An 18,018-nucleotide genomic window follows, 5' to 3' on the forward strand; every position below is an offset into this window, starting at 1 on the left:
TAGCTGGAAAGCTAACAGAGTGTTAACGGACCCCCGCTGAAGATCGACTCAAAACGTTTTGAGTCGATCTTGGGAAATGGGTCTCGGACTTGATCCAGGTCAATTCGAAACGCTTACCTCTTGGCATAATGCAGACGCGAGAGTCTTGCCAGTATGCCACTTGCTCAAAATGTGAGCAGCTTCGCTTAAATATCAGCGCTCAAGGATTCAATTAACCAATTGGGCCTACCCTCCTGTTGCCCCCAATGAAAGGACGCAGGCTTATGGGTTTCCCCCTCTTCCAACGCGGTAATACAGACAAGAGCCTGGCTAACGCCGACACGCTTGCAGCGCTCCACAAGTCGCAAGGCATCATTGAGTTCCAGCCGGACGGCACCATCCTGACTGCCAATGAGAACTTCCTCGGCGTTGTGGGGTACACGCTGTCTGAGGTTCAGGGGCGGCATCACAGCATGTTCCTTGAGCCTGCCTATGCAGGATCTGCGGACTACAAGGAATTTTGGGCCAAGCTTGTGCGGGGCGAGTTTCAGCGGGCGCTTTTCAAGCGCATCGGCAAGGGCGGCAGCGAGGTCTGGATCGAAGCGTCGTACAACCCGCTTCTTGGCAAGGACGGCAAAGTCTACCGTGTGGTCAAGATAGCCACCGACGTTACCGAGAGGCACAACCAGTCGGTAGACGCGCGTGGCCAGATTGCCGCGATATCGCGCTCGCAGGCGGTCATCGAATTCAGCCTTGATGGAACGGTGCTCACCGCCAACCAGAACTTCTGTAGCGCGCTCGGCTATCACCTTGACGAAATCAAGGGCCAGCATCACCGCATGTTCGTTCGACCACAGGACGTGGCGAGCCCGGAATATGCCGAGTTCTGGCGCAGCTTGGGGCGGGGCGAATTCCAGGCCGCAGAATACTTGCGCATTGGCAAGAACGGGCGCGAGGTCTGGATCCAGGCCTCCTACAACCCGATTTATGATGGAAGCGGACGCCCCTACAAAGTTGTCAAGTACGCAACTGACATCACCGCCCGCAAGGCGGCGGTCAACGAGCTGAGCCATGTGCTGGGTCTACTCGCGGAAGGCAATTTGACATGCCACATCGACGGCACTTTCCCCGGCGAGCTGGACCAGGTCCGGGTGGCATTTAACGAAACAGTTGGGCGCTTCAGCACAATCGTGCAGGAACTACGCCAAACCTCCGGGGCCCTTCGCGCGGCAACGGGGGAAATTCTGGCGGGCGCCAACGATCTGGCGGAGCGGACAACGCGGCAGGCGGCCGCAATCGAAGAGACGAGCGCGGCAGTCGAACAGCTGTCGCAGGCCGTCACTTCCAATGCCAAGCGTGCTGATACCGCCCGCACTACAGCTCGAAGCGTATCGGATGGCGCTAAAGTAGCCGGCGACGTCATGGGGCAGGCCAACGATGCCATGGAGGCTGTCACCACGCAGGCATCCAAGATTTCCAATATCATCGGGCTGATTGACGACATCGCCTTCCAGACCAACCTGTTGGCACTGAACGCTTCAGTGGAAGCGGCGCGGGCGGGTGACGCCGGCAAGGGCTTTGCCGTGGTGGCCGTGGAAGTCCGGCGGCTGGCGCAGTCGGCTGCGAGTGCCTCGAGCGATGTGAAGGGACTGATCGAGCAATCAAGCGTTGCCGTGTCCCAGGGGACCAAATTAGTGGCGTCCGCCACTGAACAGCTCAACTCGATGGTCGGGCGCGTTCAGGAAAACGCCCTGCTGATGGACGAGATAGCCAGGGCCAATGGCGAACAGGCCAGTGCCATTGCCGAGGTCAACACGGCTATCCGCCAGATGGACGAAATGACCCAGCACAATGCGGCTTTGGTTGAGGAGACCAACGCGGCAATTGAACAGACAGAGGGACAGGCCGGCCGCGTCGATACCCTTATCGAAGTGTTCGTGGTCGACGCAACAACGAGCCCGATAGTCAAGGCGAAGCCTGGTCAGAGTCCCAGACCCAGTAAAGCAGCAGCGGCCAGAACTTACCTCACCGATGGTGCTGCCGCCATTGCAGCCGATTGGAACGAGTTCTGATGGGGCGCATCAATCAGACCATCGCGTTTGGGCCGGTTGCCGGAAGCGACAGAAATGTCATTCACCTGTCGCCGGCCCATCCGAGTGCCAGGCAAAATGAGCGTGAGGCCATCGGGCAACTGGCCAGCCATACCAAGGCGCTCGCGGACCTCATGGTCCAATTGAGTGCCGAGGTCGCTACGCTCAATACCTCTGGCGATCTTTCGGGCCATCTGGGGTCCGTCGCAGTCGGTTTCTCCCGACTGGGAAAGACATTCAGCACAGCGGGGACAGCCTTGGATGGTTGGGACATCCAAGCCAAGCCTCAGCCATCAACGGATATCTCGTCAGAGAAAAACGCATTGTAAAGCGGTCTCAAGGCCGCGCCCTTTGCAGGCGCATGAGCGCCTGCCACCCCACGCTTCACATGTGGCGGGTTGGCCCAGGCGTATTGCGGCAGCTGCGAGGTCATCTCGGCGATCAGCGTCCCGACAAGGTCCGGCGGGAGGCTTCCATCGATGACCAACAGGGGCAGGTCCATGGCATCTGTCAATGCCTGTACCGATTGTGCCAGGGCCGCCGCAGCCTTACTTGCCCAACGGGCGACTACCTCGTCCTTGTTGGCCCCGTCAGCCATGGCCACCTCTTGCAGCCATGATTGGGCGCCGACCAAGTCATAGACGCGGGCCGACTGGGCCTCCTGCGCCACCAACATCCGTCCCAACCCGCCATGTCGTGCTTGTGGAGCGACCCAGAGCTTCCCATCCAACAGCATACCCGACTGCACAAACCGGTCGACAAAGAGATAGAGATAGTCGGCAGGACGCGGGTGCGGTGTTGCCGCCAGCTCGGCCCACGCTCCGGCAGCTCCTGTGGAGTACATTGTCACCGGTACGTCGATCGTGCGTTGCAGCTCTGCGCAGAAGGTGCGCTCATCCCAGCCCTCCGAATGTGTGCCCAGGACGGTCTGACACAAGCGGTCGAAGTCTGCCGGTGCGGCGACACCCAGGCCAACGAACCGCTCCCTCACGATGGGTTCCTGCCGTTTCATTGCCAGGTCGAACGCCCGACCGACCGCCGCGGCGACATGGCTATAGGAACACTGTTCGATGGCGAATTCCTGCTCATGCAAGATCTGTCCACCAAGGGAGCGGATGAAAAGGTAGCACTGGCCAAAGCCGATTTGGCATCCGGCCGAGTAGGCTCCTTCCGGATTTAACCACAGCGCCAGTCCTGGTTGCCCGCGCCTGCCGCGTACTCGGTCACCCTGAAGGAGTAGATTGCGGCCCAAAAGATCGTCGATCAAACGACTGACCGTCGCCGGGCTTAGGCCGGTGATGCGCCCAGTGTCCGCTGCGGTGCTGCCGGGGTTGGCGGCAATGGCCGCCAGGACGGACCGCAGGTTTGAGCTGTGCACCGCACTTGCGTCCAGCCGCTTTGGACCGGGTTCAAAAACTATGCGCCGCAATAGCACCCCCCATTCAGCCTGACGCCAAGCATGACCAAGGCTCGCGCATCCTTCGTGCGTTCAATAGCCGGGGAAATTGGTGGTTTTCCCAATCCTACGGTCGGCCCATGCAGTGAATGGCCTCGGGATGAAGCCTCACGATGGCTGACACCAGGTCGAAACGGGCGGACGATCAAGCGAGGTGACCAGCCGGTGGGGCTTCGAAAGCTGGTACACTGGTTGCGTTTTGCCGGCCCGCTACATGCGCGGCTCGCAACCTTGATGGGAGCAGGTTCAATCCACAATATCTGCGGCATCCCGTGAAAAGAGCCGGCGGAAGATCGGCTTGAGCGCGGCACCGCGCGCCGCCGCCGCCCCTCCGAGGCGACCAATTTCGACAATAGGCTTGTCCGAGCTCAACACAGGAAACTCTTGCACGCGCTGGCAAACGAGATCCACCAACCGCTCTACCACAGGCCGAGACATAACCCCATCAACGATGGCAACGCTGAACTCCATGACGGCAGACGTGTTGATGATGACCTTGGCAAGGGCGCGGCTTGACTCGTCAAGCCACTCGCCAAGTTCTGGCTCCAAGGCACTCCAGTCCCAATCGATCGGATTTCCTTTCGGCACCGGCTTGCCCGATGCCTTCAGGCGCTGCTCAAGAGCGAAGACGGACGCCGTCAGATGGACGAACTGCTGCTTGCCGTCGCGGTCGGTAACCATCATAGAACCCAGGTTCGCAGAGTTCCCAGATGGCCCTTCCCACAAACGTCCCTCGGCAACCAGACCAGCGCCAATGAAGGTCCCCACCTGCAGGTAGGCGATGTTGTTCGGGCGCGGCACTGGATGTGCAGCCAGTTCCGCCCAGCACGCAGCATTGCCGTCATTGAACGCGTAGACGCGCAGTCCGGTCAGTTCTTCAATCTTTGCCGCGACGTCGAGATTGAGCCACGCCTTCGCGACATCGACTGGAGTATCGAGCAGACTGGCACTGCTGGCAATTCCTGTGGGCATGGCCAGGCCGATGCCCAGGATGCGCGAGCGATACTCCGCCGGCACCAGGCCGACAAGAAGCTGCGTGAGTGACGCGATCTCCTTCAAGACGGTCGACGCCTGCGGAAAATCGTATTCCTGCCGATGCTCGCCCAGGATCTCGCCGCCCAGATTGCGGATGAGGATATGCATGTGCCGCCTGCCGATCTCACAGCCAACGCAGAAAGCGCCAGCCGGATCCATGTAGATCGGCACAGCGGGCTGTCCACGCTGTCCACGGCGCGCGTCACCACGATAAACGAGTCCGACGCTCTCCAACTCGCTAAGGATGCGCGAAACCGATTGCGGACCCAAACCGGTCCTGCGCGCAATCTGCGCCGCCGAAGAACCAGGATCCGTCGCCACGACCGTTAGTACGGCACGCTCATTGTTCTGGCGTAGACCAGACGATGCCATACGTCGGGCCAAAGGCTCGAAAACGTCGCGCTTGCTCAATGCGATTCCCACAATGCACCGCCGCTCGGGCGAACAGTTCCAGACTGGAACTAATGCAGCGCATGCGAGGAGTTGTGAAGGCCACAGTGCAATTTGGCTATGGAATCGGTTGAGATTCTCTCGTTTGAACGTTGAGAATACGTATGCATTCTGAAAGTTCCCGAGCTATTCCGTCCAGCAGTTGAACTATGTGCTCATGATTCGCCAAAGGGATCCCTTCCAGATCATGCAACTGGATGACGAGATTGAGCATGCGCAGCGTTGTGCGCACACTTTCCAGATCGGCCGCAGCGGCAGCGGCATTCTCCACGATTGTCGTGGCCCGCAGGAGCGCCACCCGCGCCTGCAGGTCGATGACGTTTGACGTGATGTCGTCCATCAGAGTGGATCAGAACTCATTCCAGTCGACGGCCAAACCATCGCGCCGAACCGTCGGCCTTCGGGGGGCGGCGACCAGTTTGGGGGTGGGGACGATAACGTGGAGCGGCCTCACGCCGAGCTTGAAGACATCGATCAGGCTTTCAAGATTTGCGGCCTGGCCTTCTGTCTGTTCGATGGCGGCGTTGGTTTCTTCCACCAGGGCGGCATTGTGCTGGGTCATCTCGTCAAGTTGCCGAACGGCTGTGCTGACTTCGGCGATTGCCGCCGCCTGATCACGGCTTGCCCCGGCAATCGATTGCATCGTCTCGGCGCTTTGCTTGACGGTCGCAAGGACGTTGGCAATCCGCGCAGCAGCTCCACTCACCAGTTGCGTGCCCGTACTGACCTCGTTTGAGCTCTGTTCGACCAGCCCTTTGACCTCTGTCGAGGACTCGGCGGCTGACTGAGCCAGGCGCCGGACTTCCTGAGCGACCACGGCGAACCCCTTGCCGGCCTCTCCGGCGCGCGCCGCTTCCACCGACGCATTGAGCGCCAGCAGGTTGGTCTGGAAGGCTATATCGTCGATCATGCCGATAATGTTGGATATGCGTTTGGACGACGTGTTGATGCGCTCCATGGCCTGATTGGCCTGCTCCATCGACGCGCCGGTTTCCGCCGCGCCGTCCACGGCGGTAATCGCCAGCTTGGATGCGCTTTCGGCTTGACGGGCATTGTCGGCAACGGTCGCCGCGAGCTGCTCCATTGCAGCCGAGGTTTCCTCGATCGTTGCAGCCTGGCGGGTCGTGCGTTCGGCGAGATCGTTGGCGCCAGCCAGGATTTCGCCGGTTGCAGTTCGCAATGCCCCCGAAGTCTCGCGCAAGTCACTCACGATTTCGCTGAGCTTGTCGGCTACGGCATTGGTGTCGCGCTGCAACTGGCCGAAAGCACCCTCGAAGTGTCCCTCGACGCGGCGGTCGAGTTCAGCCCGCGCCAGGGCCGAAAGGACGCTGGCCGTCGCGTCCAGGCCCTGCTCGACCGTGCCGAGCAACCTGTTGACGTCTTCGGCCAAGAGGTTGAGCTCGCTGTCGGCGAAATCGGCAACCACGCGCTGGCTAAGATCGCCAGCGCTGGCGGCGGAAACCACTGTGCCGAAAGCGGACTGCAACTGTGCCATCATCGCCCGACGGTCTGTGTCACGGCGCGCGCGTGCCGCTGTCTCCGCTTCCGTCAATTCGGCCACCTTGAGGCCGTTGAGGCGGAAGATTTCGGCCGCGGCCGCCATGCGACCGATCTCGTCCTGACGGCTCGAAAACGGAATGGCGTTGCCGAAGTCACCGGAGGCTACCGAAGTGAGCGCTTTCTCCATCTGGCGCAACCGGTTCGCCACACTCTTGAGGATCACATAGGCGCCATAGCCGATGGCAATGGCAGCGATCAGCGCCGCGCCGACCATCGCCCATTGCACGAGCGACTGCAGCGCGGCCTGGCTCTCGATGTCCTCAACCGCTTCTTCTTCCAGCAGGGTAATGTACGCGGCAACGGCTGTGCTGACCGGATCGATGGCGGGGTAGAGGCGTTTCTCTGCGAATTCGACGAGCGCCTCGGCGTCCTGCGCCTTGATAATGGCATCCAGTTCGGCCACGGCCTCGTCTGCCGCAACCATTGTTAATTCGATAGTTTCGGCTGCCGCCTGCTCAGCCTCGGTGCGCGCAACATTGGCCGACCAGGCCATCATAATCGTGGATTTTGCCTGGTTCGTAATCTGGCCCGACTTTGCCCAGTCGACAGTGCCGGCGCGCGTCTTGTGGACATTGTCGACAATGGAAACGGCGTAGGAGTCCACCATCGTCTTGAGGTCGCGCATGGGCTCAATGTGAGCTGCCAGCAGGCTTCTGGTCTGAGCGCTCAGTACGTTGAGCGTAACAAAGCCCGCCCCTATCAGCACCACGATGATGGCCGATAACAGCGAGAGAGAGATGATCAATCTTGTCTTGAGCGACATGAAACCGGCGTCCTGTGCCGCGAGATCGTGGTGAGAGTCCGGGCGGCGGCGGAGCAATCACGCAATGGGGGCTTGCACCTTCCAACGCGTCCCAACGCGTTAGGCAGGCGGGAACGAGGGACTGGCTTACGCGCCTTTTCCGTTAGATTCGTTCCATAGAAATATTTAATACGTATGCAATTTTAACAAATGTTTACAAGAGCGCCCTTCGCCAGGGCAAATGCTCGATTTTGCCGCCAAGTGGAGCGCATATATTGGGGATTTCGGCGGTTTGTGCACTAGGGAGTGTGGGCGCGTCTTAACGTTGGGGAAACGATCTCGGCACGCTTCAATAGTATTCCTTCCTGGAACTTATTATAAATGACGATGTTTTGGAGATGGCCGATGCGTGTGATCATCGTTGAAGACAACTCAACCAACCTGGCGGTGCTAAGTGGCATTGTTAGTCGTATGGAGGGCGTCCTCTGCGTCGGCTTCACCGATCCCGGCGAGGCTATGGCGGATCTGCTGACCCAGCCCTGCGACCTAGCGATTGTCGACTTCTTCATGCCCGGCCTAAATGGCCTCGAACTCATCCAGGCGATGCGTTCAATGCCCCAGCACGCCCATGTGCCCGTCGTCATGATCACCGCGGACGCCGACCGTAAGCTCCGGCTGGACGCCATAGCCAGCGGCGCCACCGATTTCCTGACCAAGCCTGTCGAGCCGGTTGAGCTGCGCTCGCGCGTCACCAATCTCCTGGCTTTGCGCAAGGCCCAGAATTCCCTTGCCGAGCGGGCTCAGAGTCTGAAGGCCGAGGTGGATCTCGCAACTGAGCATCTGCAGCGCCGCGAGGAAGAAATCGTCTATCGGCTGGCGCGCGCCATCGAGTTTCGCGACAATGAGACCAGCGAGCACGTGGGTCGCGTTGCTCAGGTCTCCCGGCTCATCGCCGAGGAAATGCAGCTCAACGAGAGCTTCGTCCGTGTCCTGGCCCTGGCCGCGCCGCTCCATGATGTCGGCAAGATCGGTGTTCCGGATTCCATATTGAACAAACCCGGGAAGCTTGATCCGGACGAACGCGCGATCATGCAGCGACACGCTTCCATCGGCGCCCAAATTCTCGCCGATGGCGATTCCGATCTGGTTCGAATGGCGGCGGCAGTCGCTGCCAGCCACCATGAGCGCTGGGACGGCAAGGGCTATCCCCAGGGTCTGGAGGGTACCGAGATTCCTTTGTCGGCCAGAATAACCGCAGTTGCCGATGTCTTCGATGCCCTGTGCAGCGAGCGCAGCTACAAACCGGCCTGGCCGATCGAGGTCGCCCGGGAAGAAATTATGCGCTCGTCCGGGAGCCATTTTGACCCCGCCTGCGTGGCCGCGTTCGACCGCGCCTGGTCGCGTATTTCGGCCACTGTCACCCCCCCCCTCGTCATCGCCGCCTAAGGATTCCCAATGCGAACTCCGCTCGCCAGCACCCTGATTGCCCTTGCTCTGCTGCCTCATTCCGTTCTTGCCGAAACGCTTTCCCTGCCCAGCGACCCCGTGGTTCTGACGGTGAGCGGTAGCATTGCCAACACCAATATCGAGCAGACGGCACAGTTCGACCTCGCCATGCTTGATGCCCTGGCCCAGCGTACGACGGTGACCGAGACACCCTGGTACGATGGCGAACAGACCTTCAGCGGCCCACTGGCAGCGGCACTTCTCAAAGCGGTTGGTGCTGAGGGCAGCGTGGTCATAGTCACTGCCCTCAATGGCTATTCTGCCGAGATACCATTGACCGACTTCCAAGACAGCCCCGTCATCTTCGCGTCTCGTCTCAATGGTGAGGTCCTCTCGGTCCGGGACAAGGGGCCGCTCTTCGTGATCTACCCGTTCGACGCCAAGCCCGATCTCTACAACGAGGTCTATTTCGGTCGGTCGGTCTGGCAGGTCACCGCAATATCCGTCCAATAGAATGTCCAGGCGCCTGTTCAAGTCGCGACGGCTGGTTTCTCGTCGCATCGGCGCCGGCATCATCCTGCTGGCAGTGGCCAGCGCCGTCTTGCTGGTCGCGACGGTCTGGCTGTTTGTCAGCCTGCGCGAAAGACAGGACAGCGTGGCGCAAAGCGTTCGAGAGGACGCAGTCTGGGCCGCATTTCAGGCCGACCGAGAAGCCGCGCGACTGATCGAGGCCGCACTCGATCCAGTAGGGTCCACACCCGAGCGCCTGACGCTGCAATACGACCTGCTCTACAGTCGGATCGGCTTGCTTGGTGGTGGCAAGTACGTCATTGCCTTCGGCGAGGCGCCAAGCGTTTCGGACAGCGCCGCGTTAGTGTCGGAGCGCGTTCTTGCGCTGGCTCCAACGATGGATTCAATTGCCGCCGATCCTACGGCAGCGCCCCGCGAAGTCGCGGCCATCCTGGCGCAGGCCAGGCACATTCAAGAGGCGACTGGAAAGCTTCTTATGGCAGCAAATGCTGCAGTCAACGGCATGCGCGTAAAGGAGCGCGCTGAGGCTCTGGTCACCTATGGGTGGATTGGCGCATCCGTTACGGCGCTAACTTTGGTCCTGGTTCTGATCGTAGCGCTGCTGGCGGCGCAACTGGTGCATATTTCTCGAAGCGGTCGCGAGATCGAATTGCTCAGCCGGCGGCATGCCCGCAGTGCGGAGCACGCGCAGGCGGCCAACCGGGCAAAGTCGAGTTTCCTCGCCACCATGAGCCACGAAATCCGAACACCGCTCAACGGCATTATCGGGATGGCCGACGTTGTCGATGCCACCGTCCTCACCACCGAACAGCGCCAGCAACTGCAGGTGATCCGCCAGTCCGGCTATGTTCTCCTCGATGTCATCAACGACATACTGGACTATTCCAAGCTTGAAGCGGGAGCGGTGACAATCGACAGGCGCAGCTTTGCGCTGGCTGATATCATGGAGTCGATCCGCGCGATCATGCAGCCTCGGGCAGCCAGTGCGGGTCTTGTGCTTGCCATTCACTACCCCGACGTCGCGCTCACCACAGACGCCGGACGGCTCCGCCAGATTTTGATCAACCTGGTGGGCAATGCCATCAAGTTCACCGCGGCGGGTGAGGTATCCATCAAGGCTGAGATCGTGGGAGAGAGGCTGGTCTGCAGCGTCAATGATACCGGTCCCGGTATTGGCACCGACGACATGCCCCGCCTATTCAAGGATTTCAGCCAGCTCGACAGCTCCAACACGCGGTCGCACGGTGGTACCGGGCTGGGCCTTGCCATCTGCAAGCGCCTTGCGAAGGCGTTGGACGGGGATGTCGGCGTCGAGAGTCAGTTGGGGCAGGGAAGCCGGTTCTGGATCGACATTCCCGTGGCGGATGTGCATGCGGCTTCGCAGAGCGAGAAAACACAGCCAGCGCCCGATCCAGTTATGCGATCGGGAACGGCCCTGGTCGTGGACGACAACGAGGTCAACCGCACTGTCGCAGGCGCCCTGCTGAAGCGAATGGGGTACACCGTCCTCTTTGCCAACAATGGGCAGGACGCCCTGGATTGCCTCGCCAAAGCCGGCCCCGATGTTGTCTTCATGGATATGCAGATGCCCGTACTCGATGGGCTGGAAGCGACGCGCCAGGCGCGCGCTATGGGACTGAGCACCCCAATTATTGGCTTAACGGCCAATGCCTTCGATACGGACCGGAGGGCCTGTCTCGCGGCTGGTATGAACGAGTTCATCGCCAAGCCGGTTACCCGCGACAAGCTCGCGGCCGTGCTCGACAAGGCGCAGCCACCATCCGAGATACAACTGCCGGCTTCGGAGGTCATCGTCGACCTGGAATATCAGCGTGTTCTTGTGGATGAACTGGGTCAGGACACGTTCGACGCGTTGCTCGCACAGTTCCGCCAGGACGCGGTGAGCCTGATCGACCAGGCTTTGAGCGCTCGGGCCGAACTGGACGGTGACAGGCTGGACGGCGTCTTGCACACCCTCAAAGGGGCCTCGCTTACGCTCGGTTTCCGGCGGCTCGCCGAACAGGCCGAACACCTGCGACACGGTGAAACCAGTCCGTCGGCAATCGAAAATCTGCGCCGTTTCGCTGCCTGACAAATGCGGCTGCGTTAGACCTAGATCAAAGGGCGCAGCCCGGAGATGCGCTAGAATCCCACGATTGCGTCTCAAATCGTGGTGACCAGTGTCGATAAACCAGCCAGATTCAGCTGAACCGCTCGCCTGCCGCCACTGTGCCGTGCGGCGCGCGGGCGTGTGCGGCGCCCTCAGCAATGAGGAGCTTCAGGTCATGTCGCGCCATACGCGGACCGTCGTGTACCAGGCCGGGACCGAGGTGTTTGGCGATGAAACTGCCATCACCGGCTATTCCAGCGTAGTCAGCGGAGTGATCAAGCTGCTCAAGGTATTGGAAGACGGGCGGCAGCAGGTTGTCGGCCTCAAATTCGCCCCTGATTTCGTGGGGCGTCTGTTTGCTACCGACAATATGCTTTCGGCCGAGGCCGCGTCCCTGGTCAGGCTGTGCCATGTCCCGCGCGCGGTGCTGGAGGGCCTGCTGCAGCAAAGCCGTCCTCTGGAGCGCCGACTGATGTCGGAGGCACTGCGGGAGCTCGACGAGGCTCGCGAATGGATGGTCACCCTGGGCCAGAAGTCGGCTTCCGAGCGGGTCGCCAGCTTTCTCTACTTGATTGGCGTGCATCTCTGCCCGGAATTCAGCGTGGTCCCCGGCACGATCAGCTATGAACTGCCATTGACCCGTCGCGACATTGCAGACTTCCTGGGCCTCTCGATCGAGACCGTCTCGCGCCAGCTCACCGAGCTGCGGCGCCTTGAGATCATCGCCATTCGCAACAAGCGGCACATCACTATTCCCGATATCGGGCGGCTGCGCGGCCGCTGCGGCTAAACGGCCTTTGAGTAGCGCGCCGCGCCGGAGTCGAGATAGGCGTCCAGACCGGCGGCCACGGTCCGCACGAAGGGGCGGCCAGCATCGGTGACTTCAAGGCAACCCGGCAACAGCCGGACCAGCCCGAGTTCATCGTCCATCGCGATCGCAACCGCATCCTCGATCACGGCCTCCGCGCTCCCCCCGAAGCGCGCGCGCAGGTGGGCGAAGTCGAGCCGGAAATCGCAAAGCAGGCGCTCGATGGCATAACCGCGCAGGATATCGTCTGCGGTGAACGCGACGCCGCGATCCACCGCGCTTTGGCCCGCCTGCACCCGCCGCTGATACTCGTGCGTCGCCACCACATTCTGCACATGGCCCTGCGGCAAACGGCTGATGGCCGAGGCACCCAGTCCTATAAGCGCGTCCTGCTCGTCGGCAGTATAACCCTGGAAATTCCTGTGCAGGCGACCCGACCGGTTGGCCACGGCGAGCGTGTCCTCAGGCAAGGCGAAGTGGTCGAAGCCGATGCGTTCGTATCCGGCGGCGACCAGCACTTCCACTGCGGCATGGCTCTGCCGATAGCGGTCGAGGGCGCCTGGGAGCGCTGCCTCGTCGATCATTGTCTGGTGCTTCTTCATCCAGGGCACATGGGCATAGCCGAACAGGGCGACCCGATCGGGGGCAAGGGCCGCAACCTGCAGGGCGGTTTCCGTTGCCCCCGCGACGGTCTGGTGCGGCAGCCCATAGAGCATGTCGATATTGACCGATGTCACCCCGACTGCACGCACCGCATCGACGACGCTGCGGGTTTGCTCGAAGGTCTGGATACGATTGATGGCGGCCTGCACCTTGGGATCGAAATCCTGTACGCCAATGCTCGCGCGCGTCATCCCAGCCTCGGCCCATGCCGAAAAGCGATCCGCGGCCATGTCATTGGGGTCCAGTTCCACACTGAACTCGACCTGCTCGCCGAACGCAAAGGAACGGCGCAGGGCTCCCGCCATTCGCACGATGTCATCGGCAAGCAGCAGCGACGGCGATCCACCGCCCCAGTGGACGGCAGTGACCTGCCGGTCGCCCAGCAGCGAGCCGATCCGTTCGATCTCGGCCTCGAGCGCGTCGAGATATGCCACGACCGGCGCATGGCGATTGACCTGTTTGGTGTGGCAACCACAGAACCAGCAGAGCCGATCGCAGAAGGGCACATGCAGATAGAGCGACAGCCTTGCCTCGTCCGGCAGCGCGCGAAGCCAGCCTTCATGGGTTTCTGGCCCAATGCCAGCATGGAAATGCGGCGCGGTCGGATAGCTGGTGTAACGCGGCACGGGCTTGGTCAGGAGGGTGGCAAGGTCTTCGGTCATGGTCGTCTCGGGTTTGGCGCGCTTGGTCTAGCGCCGATCTGCGAAACTCACTTTGATCCCGGTCAAGCCGTTCGGTCAGGGATAGTCGTCGTTGAGCAGGATGCGCTCGCCGGCTCCCTCCACATCGTCATACTGGCCGCTACGCAAGGCCCACATGAAGCCTGCCAGGGCGAGCAGTCCCAGACCCATTGCCGAGAGCACGAGGAGGACGAGACCGTTCATGTTGGCATTCCATTGGCTGAGGGCGCGCCTGCAAACCGCAGGCGCATGGCATTGATCACAACGATCATCGAGGATGAGGACATGGCGATGGCGGCCCAGAGGGGGGTGACCAGTCCGGCGGCCGCCAGAGGCAGGACGACCAGGTTATAGGCGATGGAGAGCCCCAGGTTCTGGCGAACCAGGCGATCAGCCTTACGCGCGAGCCACAGGGCATAAGGCACGCCATCGAGTCGGTTATTGGTCAGCACGAAGTCGGCTGCTGCCCTGCCCGCATCGGCAGCCGATGCGGGGGCAAACGACACGTCGGCAGCGCGCAGGGCCGCAGCATCGTTGATGCCGTCGCCAACCATGGCCACGAGGCCGGTCTCATGCATGCGGGAAATGGCTTCGGCCTTTGACTGCGGTGTCATGGCGTGAGTGTGGTCGGCAATGCCGAGTTGCAAAGCTATGGCCGAGACGGCCTGTTCGCGGTCGCCAGACAGAAGATGTGTTGCGACTCCCTGCCGATGCAATTGGGCGACCACCGACGCAGCCTCGGGACGTGTCTCATCTGCAAATTCGAAAGCGGCTACGGGGTCGCCGTCGGCAGACAGCCACGCGACCGGGCCAGCGGAGGCAATCTGATTGGCGCCGCAAAACTCAGCGCTACCGAGCCGCCACAAAATGCCATCGCGGCGCAGTTCCACGCCGCGCCCCGGGCTTTCCACGCAGCCCGGAAAGACGGGGACGCGACAAGCCCCGGCCAAGGCGGCAGAGAGCGGGTGGCTGCTGGCACCGGCAAGCCCTGCCGCAACCGACAGCAAGGCTGGATCGCCGAATACCTGTCCTGACAGGCGCAGGTTGCCGGTGGTGAGCGTGCCGGTCTTGTCGAAGGCGACATGCCGGACATCGGCCAGCCGCTCCAATGCAGCGCCGTCCTTCATCAGGATGCCGCGCGCAAAGAGCCGGCCAGCGGCGACGACATGCACGATCGGTACCGCCAGCGCCAAAGCACAGGGGCAGGTTACGATCAGCACCGATACCGCATTGAGCAGGGCGGTGCGCCATCCGGCACCCAAAGCGAGCCAGGCCAGCAGTGTCGCCAGCGACGCGATGTGGATCACCGGTGCGTAATAGTCTGCTGCCCGATCGGCGATGCGGCGATAGCGTGTGCGCGCGCCTTCGACTGCCTCCATCAGTGCCGTCGTGCGCGACAGGAATGAGTCCTGCACCGGCCGCAACGCGGTGACCTGCAGCGCCGAGCCGACAATCAGGCCACCTGCGGGCAGCGCGTCGCACGCCTTGATGTCCTGCGGCATCGCCTCGCCATTGACCAGCGACAGGTCGGCCGTGCCCCGGCCCGCCGCGACAATGCAATCCACCGGAATGCGATCACCGGCCCGCAGCAGCAGGTTCATGCCCGGCACGATATCGGCCGAACGAACAAAGCTCATGGTGCCGTCATCAAGCATGCGCAAGGCGCCGCGCGGCGCCAGTCGGGCCAGGTTCGCCGCCGCGTTGCGCGCCTGTCCACGCATGAGGTGATCGAGCGTGCGCCCGATCAACAGGAAGAACAGCAGCATGGTGGATGCGTCGAAATAGGCATGCGCGCCGCCCAGCTTCGTTTCGACCAGACTGATCGCAGTGGTGGCGATCAGGGCAATGGCGATAGGCACATCCATATTGGCCCGTCCGGCGCGGAGGGCATTCCAGGCCGAGCGGAAGAAGGGCATGCCGGCATAGGCCACGGCAGGCACGGCTACGAGTGCCGAAAGCCAATAGAACAGGATGCGCGCGTCACCCTCGACACCCGACCAGACCGCCTCGGAAAAGAACATGGTATGGGCGGTGGCGAAGCCGGAAACGACGAGCGCGGACACCAGTTCGCGCAGGGCAGGGTCCCTGGTGCTGGTATCGCGCGGGTCGAGCGGGTGGTTGCGGTAACCGTTGCGTTCGACCACGCGTGGCATTTCCGCCAGGTTGGCAGCATCGTCAAAATCGATCTGCACCCGCCGCCTGCCCAGATTGACCCGGGCGGCATGAACACCGGGCATGCTCGAAAGCGCGCCTTCGATCGTGGCAATGCAGGCGGCGCAATAGGCGTCCGGCACGGCCAGGCAGATGCGCCGTGTGCCATCGGGACCCGGCTCGACAAATTCCTCCAGCGGGAGAGCGTTGTCGGCTGTTGCTAGGCTCATGGTACGCTGATCCGCGCCTCACGTTCGACCACGCCAAGCGACGTCGGTGCAGTGGTGATGCTTACATCCCAGGCGCCCGATGCCAGGTCTATTGGCGCTTCATAGCCGCGCGGCGTTGCCGACAGGGCTATGGTGGCATCGTCATGCCCGCCAACGGGCCGGTGGATGAACGCCTGCACATCGGCCAGTTCCAGCGATCGGGCATTGCCCTCCGACGTCAGCACCAGAACGCCAGCTTCATAGCTGATGCCGAACGACCAGCCGGCTTTATGCTGGGCGCTGATGGCATCGGCTTTCTCCTGAAACTCCTGGCTGGCCACGTAGCTGTTCTGCACCACCAGGCCCGTCCAGGTGCGCGACGCCGACACCGCCATGATGGCGTTGACGGTGACAATGACCCCGAAAAAGGCCACCGTGATCAGCAGCATATGCCGCCCGGTGAACTCGCCGCTCGATGCCTTGCTCATTGCTGTTCCTCGGGTGCTTCAAAATGGACCCCGGCCGAAGCCGTCGCAGTCCCGTCGGCCGCCGTGACCGTCATCACGAAGTCGGATTTCGAGGCCAGTTCCCCGGCCGGCGAGCGGACATAAACACGCAGGGCCAGCACGACGTCGGGTTCCACGGTGACATGCAGTTCCCGTGTCGGCTCTTCGGCAACACCCGGGCCGGTCATGGTTGCGCCCGGCAACCCTTCGAGGGTCAGGACAAGATCGCGCGGCTGGGTCGTCATGTTCAGCAGCTTGATGTCATAGCCGTTCTGGATCGACCCATCGGCCAGCATGACATAGAGCGGATTGCGGTCGTGCAGCACGTTGAGCCCGACGCTGGGCCGCAAGGACAGGGCGGCCAGCATGGCCAGCCCGATGGCGGCCCAGATGACAAAGTAGACCAGCGTTCTTGGCCGCAACACGGAACGCCAGTTCGTGGTCCGGATGGCCTCGACAAAGCCGCGGCCGGCACCTCGCACCCGTTCGGGATGGATGGCGCCATTGGCGTCCTGGGCAACGCCCATATTGGTGCTGTAGTCGCTGAGCGTGGCGTAGGATATCAGGCCGCGCTCGCGCCCGAGTTTATCCATCACGCTATCGCAGGCGTCGATACACAGGGCACAGGTGATGCATTCCAGCTGCTGCCCGTCGCGGATATCAATGCCCATGGGACAGACGGCGACGCAGGCGTTGCAGTCCACGCAGTCGCCGACCGACTTGCCAGACGTGGTCTTCTTGGCGGCCTTGCCGCGCGGCTCGCCACGCCAGTCATTATAGGTCACGGTGAGGGAGTGCTCATCGAGCATGGCGGCCTGGATGCGCGGCCACGGGCACATATAGGTGCACACCTGTTCGCGCATCAGCCCACCGAAGGTGTAGGTGGTGGCGGTGAGGATGGCGATGGTGAAATAGGCGATCGCCGGCGCATCGAGCGTGACCAGATCTGCGGCCAGTGTGCGTGCATCGGCGAAGTAGAAGATCCAGGCGCCGCCCGTGGCCGCGCCGATGATCAGCCAGATACCGTGCTTGAAGATGCGCTTGGTGAGCTTGGCCGCCGACCAGGGGGCGGCGTCGAGCTTGATGCGCGCGTTGCGATCGCCTTCGATGGCCCGTTCGACGGCCATGAACAGATCGACCCACACAGTCTGCGGACAGGCATAGCCGCACCAGGCGCGGCCGACTGTGGAGGTGATCAGGAAGAGGCCGACGCCTGCCATGACCAGCAATCCGGCGACATAGTAGAACTCGTGCGGCCAGATCTCGATGAAGAAGAAGTAGAATCGACGATTAGCCAGGTCGAGCAGAACGGCCTGATTTGGCGCGTAGGGCCCCCGATCCCAGACCAGCCAGGGGGTCACGTAGTAAATCGTCAGAGTGATCGCCATGACCAGCCATTTGAAACGGCGGAAATGGCCCTCGGCTCCCTTGGGAAACACCTTGCGCCGCGCCGCATAGAGCGGCTGTTGCCGCCGCTTGGCGGAGTTGACCGCCTCTACGTCATGCTGCTCATGGGTTTGGGTGTTGTCGATGATAATCATGCCTTGATCCTCGATCGCACCATGCGGTGCGCCACGCCGCCCGCCCTTGATCTGCGTCAAG

15 protein-coding genes and 1 pseudogene are annotated in these 18,018 nt (G+C 61.9%); 6 read left to right on the top strand and 10 right to left on the bottom strand.

Annotated elements, in window-relative coordinates; translation table 11 throughout:
- The first annotated feature begins 263 nt into the window (after positions 1-263).
- The gene (locus IM737_RS19545; RefSeq protein ID WP_236896952.1) at positions 264-2,051 is read left to right on the top strand and encodes a methyl-accepting chemotaxis protein; all 1,788 of its coding nucleotides are present in this window, start codon (positions 264-266) and stop codon (positions 2,049-2,051) included.
- A complete protein-coding gene (locus IM737_RS19550) occupies positions 2,051-2,398 on the top strand; it encodes a hypothetical protein (RefSeq protein ID WP_236896954.1) in 348 nt (115 codons plus the stop codon). Before IM737_RS19545 ends, IM737_RS19550 begins: the two co-directional genes overlap by 1 nt.
- Here the strand turns inward: IM737_RS19550 and IM737_RS19555 are convergent.
- From IM737_RS19555 to IM737_RS19570, 5 genes and pseudogenes are all read right to left on the bottom strand, one after another.
- Complete coding sequence (locus IM737_RS19555) at positions 2,356-3,498, bottom strand: ROK family transcriptional regulator (protein WP_236896956.1); 1,143 nt, start codon at positions 3,496-3,498, stop codon at positions 2,356-2,358. The two genes, IM737_RS19550 and IM737_RS19555, sit on opposite strands and share 43 nt — an antisense overlap.
- A 273-nt stretch (positions 3,499-3,771) precedes the next feature.
- Positions 3,772-4,668 carry an ROK family protein gene (locus IM737_RS19560; RefSeq protein WP_236896958.1) on the bottom strand — a complete coding sequence of 299 codons (897 nt, stop codon included), beginning with the start codon at positions 4,666-4,668 and terminating at the stop codon, positions 3,772-3,774.
- A gap of 135 nt (positions 4,669-4,803) precedes the next feature.
- Positions 4,804-4,932 (bottom strand): annotated as a pseudogene (locus IM737_RS21085) (MarR family transcriptional regulator); the annotation flags it as partial.
- Positions 4,933-5,068: 136 nt separating this feature from the next.
- Positions 5,069-5,350 (bottom strand): hypothetical protein, encoded by a 282-nt coding sequence (locus IM737_RS19565; RefSeq protein ID WP_236896960.1) that lies wholly within the window; start codon positions 5,348-5,350, stop codon positions 5,069-5,071.
- 9 nt (positions 5,351-5,359) lie between these two features.
- Positions 5,360-7,333, bottom strand: a complete 1,974-nt coding sequence (locus IM737_RS19570; protein ID WP_236896962.1) for a methyl-accepting chemotaxis protein — start codon at positions 7,331-7,333, stop codon at positions 5,360-5,362.
- Between the two features lie 384 nt (positions 7,334-7,717).
- Here IM737_RS19570 and IM737_RS19575 point away from each other — a divergent pair, with 384 nt between their 5' ends.
- The 4 genes from IM737_RS19575 (at position 7,718) to IM737_RS19590 (ending at position 12,189) form a co-directional block, all read left to right on the top strand.
- Positions 7,718-8,758, top strand: a complete 1,041-nt coding sequence (locus IM737_RS19575) for an HD domain-containing phosphohydrolase (RefSeq protein WP_236896965.1) — start codon at positions 7,718-7,720, stop codon at positions 8,756-8,758.
- Positions 8,759-8,767: 9 nt separating this feature from the next.
- Positions 8,768-9,271, top strand: coding sequence for a molybdopterin-dependent oxidoreductase (locus IM737_RS19580; RefSeq protein WP_236896966.1), 504 nt, complete (start codon positions 8,768-8,770; stop codon positions 9,269-9,271).
- 88 nt (positions 9,272-9,359) lie between these two features.
- Positions 9,360-11,381, top strand: coding sequence for an ATP-binding protein (locus IM737_RS19585; protein ID WP_236896969.1), 2,022 nt, complete (start codon positions 9,360-9,362; stop codon positions 11,379-11,381).
- Positions 11,382-11,574: 193 nt separating this feature from the next.
- The gene (locus IM737_RS19590; protein WP_236896970.1) at positions 11,575-12,189 is read left to right on the top strand and encodes a Crp/Fnr family transcriptional regulator; all 615 of its coding nucleotides are present in this window, start codon (positions 11,575-11,577) and stop codon (positions 12,187-12,189) included.
- Here IM737_RS19590 and hemN read toward each other — a convergent pair.
- The 5 genes from hemN to ccoG all read right to left on the bottom strand — a co-directional run bounded on the left by hemN (position 12,186) and on the right by ccoG (position 17,957).
- Entirely contained in the window at positions 12,186-13,532 is a 1,347-nt protein-coding gene (gene hemN, locus IM737_RS19595) for an oxygen-independent coproporphyrinogen III oxidase (RefSeq protein ID WP_236896972.1), read from the bottom strand. The two genes, IM737_RS19590 and hemN, sit on opposite strands and share 4 nt — an antisense overlap.
- Before the next feature lie 75 nt (positions 13,533-13,607).
- Positions 13,608-13,754: a cbb3-type cytochrome oxidase assembly protein CcoS gene (gene ccoS / locus IM737_RS19600; RefSeq protein WP_236896974.1), complete on the bottom strand. Its 147-nt coding sequence runs from the start codon at positions 13,752-13,754 to the stop codon at positions 13,608-13,610.
- The gene (locus tag IM737_RS19605) at positions 13,751-15,931 is read right to left on the bottom strand and encodes a heavy metal translocating P-type ATPase (RefSeq protein WP_236896976.1); all 2,181 of its coding nucleotides are present in this window, start codon (positions 15,929-15,931) and stop codon (positions 13,751-13,753) included. The genes ccoS and IM737_RS19605 overlap by 4 nt, the downstream gene beginning before the upstream one ends.
- Entirely contained in the window at positions 15,928-16,398 is a 471-nt protein-coding gene (locus tag IM737_RS19610) for a FixH family protein (protein WP_236896978.1), read from the bottom strand. The genes IM737_RS19605 and IM737_RS19610 overlap by 4 nt, the downstream gene beginning before the upstream one ends.
- The gene (ccoG, locus tag IM737_RS19615; RefSeq protein WP_236896980.1) at positions 16,395-17,957 is read right to left on the bottom strand and encodes a cytochrome c oxidase accessory protein CcoG; all 1,563 of its coding nucleotides are present in this window, start codon (positions 17,955-17,957) and stop codon (positions 16,395-16,397) included. Before ccoG ends, IM737_RS19610 begins: the two co-directional genes overlap by 4 nt.
- Positions 17,958-18,018: the final 61 nt, after the last annotated feature.

Origin of the sequence: Devosia sp. SL43, assembly GCF_021729885.1 — a bacterium.
Taxonomy (GTDB): domain Bacteria; phylum Pseudomonadota; class Alphaproteobacteria; order Rhizobiales; family Devosiaceae; genus Devosia.

Coding starts and splice junctions, on each gene's coding strand:
- IM737_RS19545 (WP_236896952.1), top strand. CDS start 264: ATGGGTTTCCCCCTCTTCCAACGCGGTAATACAGACAAGAGCCTGGCT.
- IM737_RS19550 (WP_236896954.1), top strand. CDS start 2,051: ATGGGGCGCATCAATCAGACCATCGCGTTTGGGCCGGTTGCCGGAAGC.
- IM737_RS19560 (WP_236896958.1), bottom strand. CDS start 4,668: ATGCATATCCTCATCCGCAATCTGGGCGGCGAGATCCTGGGCGAGCAT.
- IM737_RS19565 (WP_236896960.1), bottom strand. CDS start 5,350: ATGGACGACATCACGTCAAACGTCATCGACCTGCAGGCGCGGGTGGCG.
- IM737_RS19570 (WP_236896962.1), bottom strand. CDS start 7,333: ATGTCGCTCAAGACAAGATTGATCATCTCTCTCTCGCTGTTATCGGCC.
- IM737_RS19575 (WP_236896965.1), top strand. CDS start 7,718: ATGCGTGTGATCATCGTTGAAGACAACTCAACCAACCTGGCGGTGCTA.
- IM737_RS19580 (WP_236896966.1), top strand. CDS start 8,768: ATGCGAACTCCGCTCGCCAGCACCCTGATTGCCCTTGCTCTGCTGCCT.
- IM737_RS19590 (WP_236896970.1), top strand. CDS start 11,575: ATGTCGCGCCATACGCGGACCGTCGTGTACCAGGCCGGGACCGAGGTG.
- hemN (WP_236896972.1), bottom strand. CDS start 13,532: ATGACCGAAGACCTTGCCACCCTCCTGACCAAGCCCGTGCCGCGTTAC.
- ccoS (WP_236896974.1), bottom strand. CDS start 13,754: ATGAACGGTCTCGTCCTCCTCGTGCTCTCGGCAATGGGTCTGGGACTG.
- IM737_RS19605 (WP_236896976.1), bottom strand. CDS start 15,931: ATGAGCCTAGCAACAGCCGACAACGCTCTCCCGCTGGAGGAATTTGTC.
- IM737_RS19610 (WP_236896978.1), bottom strand. CDS start 16,398: ATGAGCAAGGCATCGAGCGGCGAGTTCACCGGGCGGCATATGCTGCTG.
- ccoG (WP_236896980.1), bottom strand. CDS start 17,957: ATGATTATCATCGACAACACCCAAACCCATGAGCAGCATGACGTAGAG.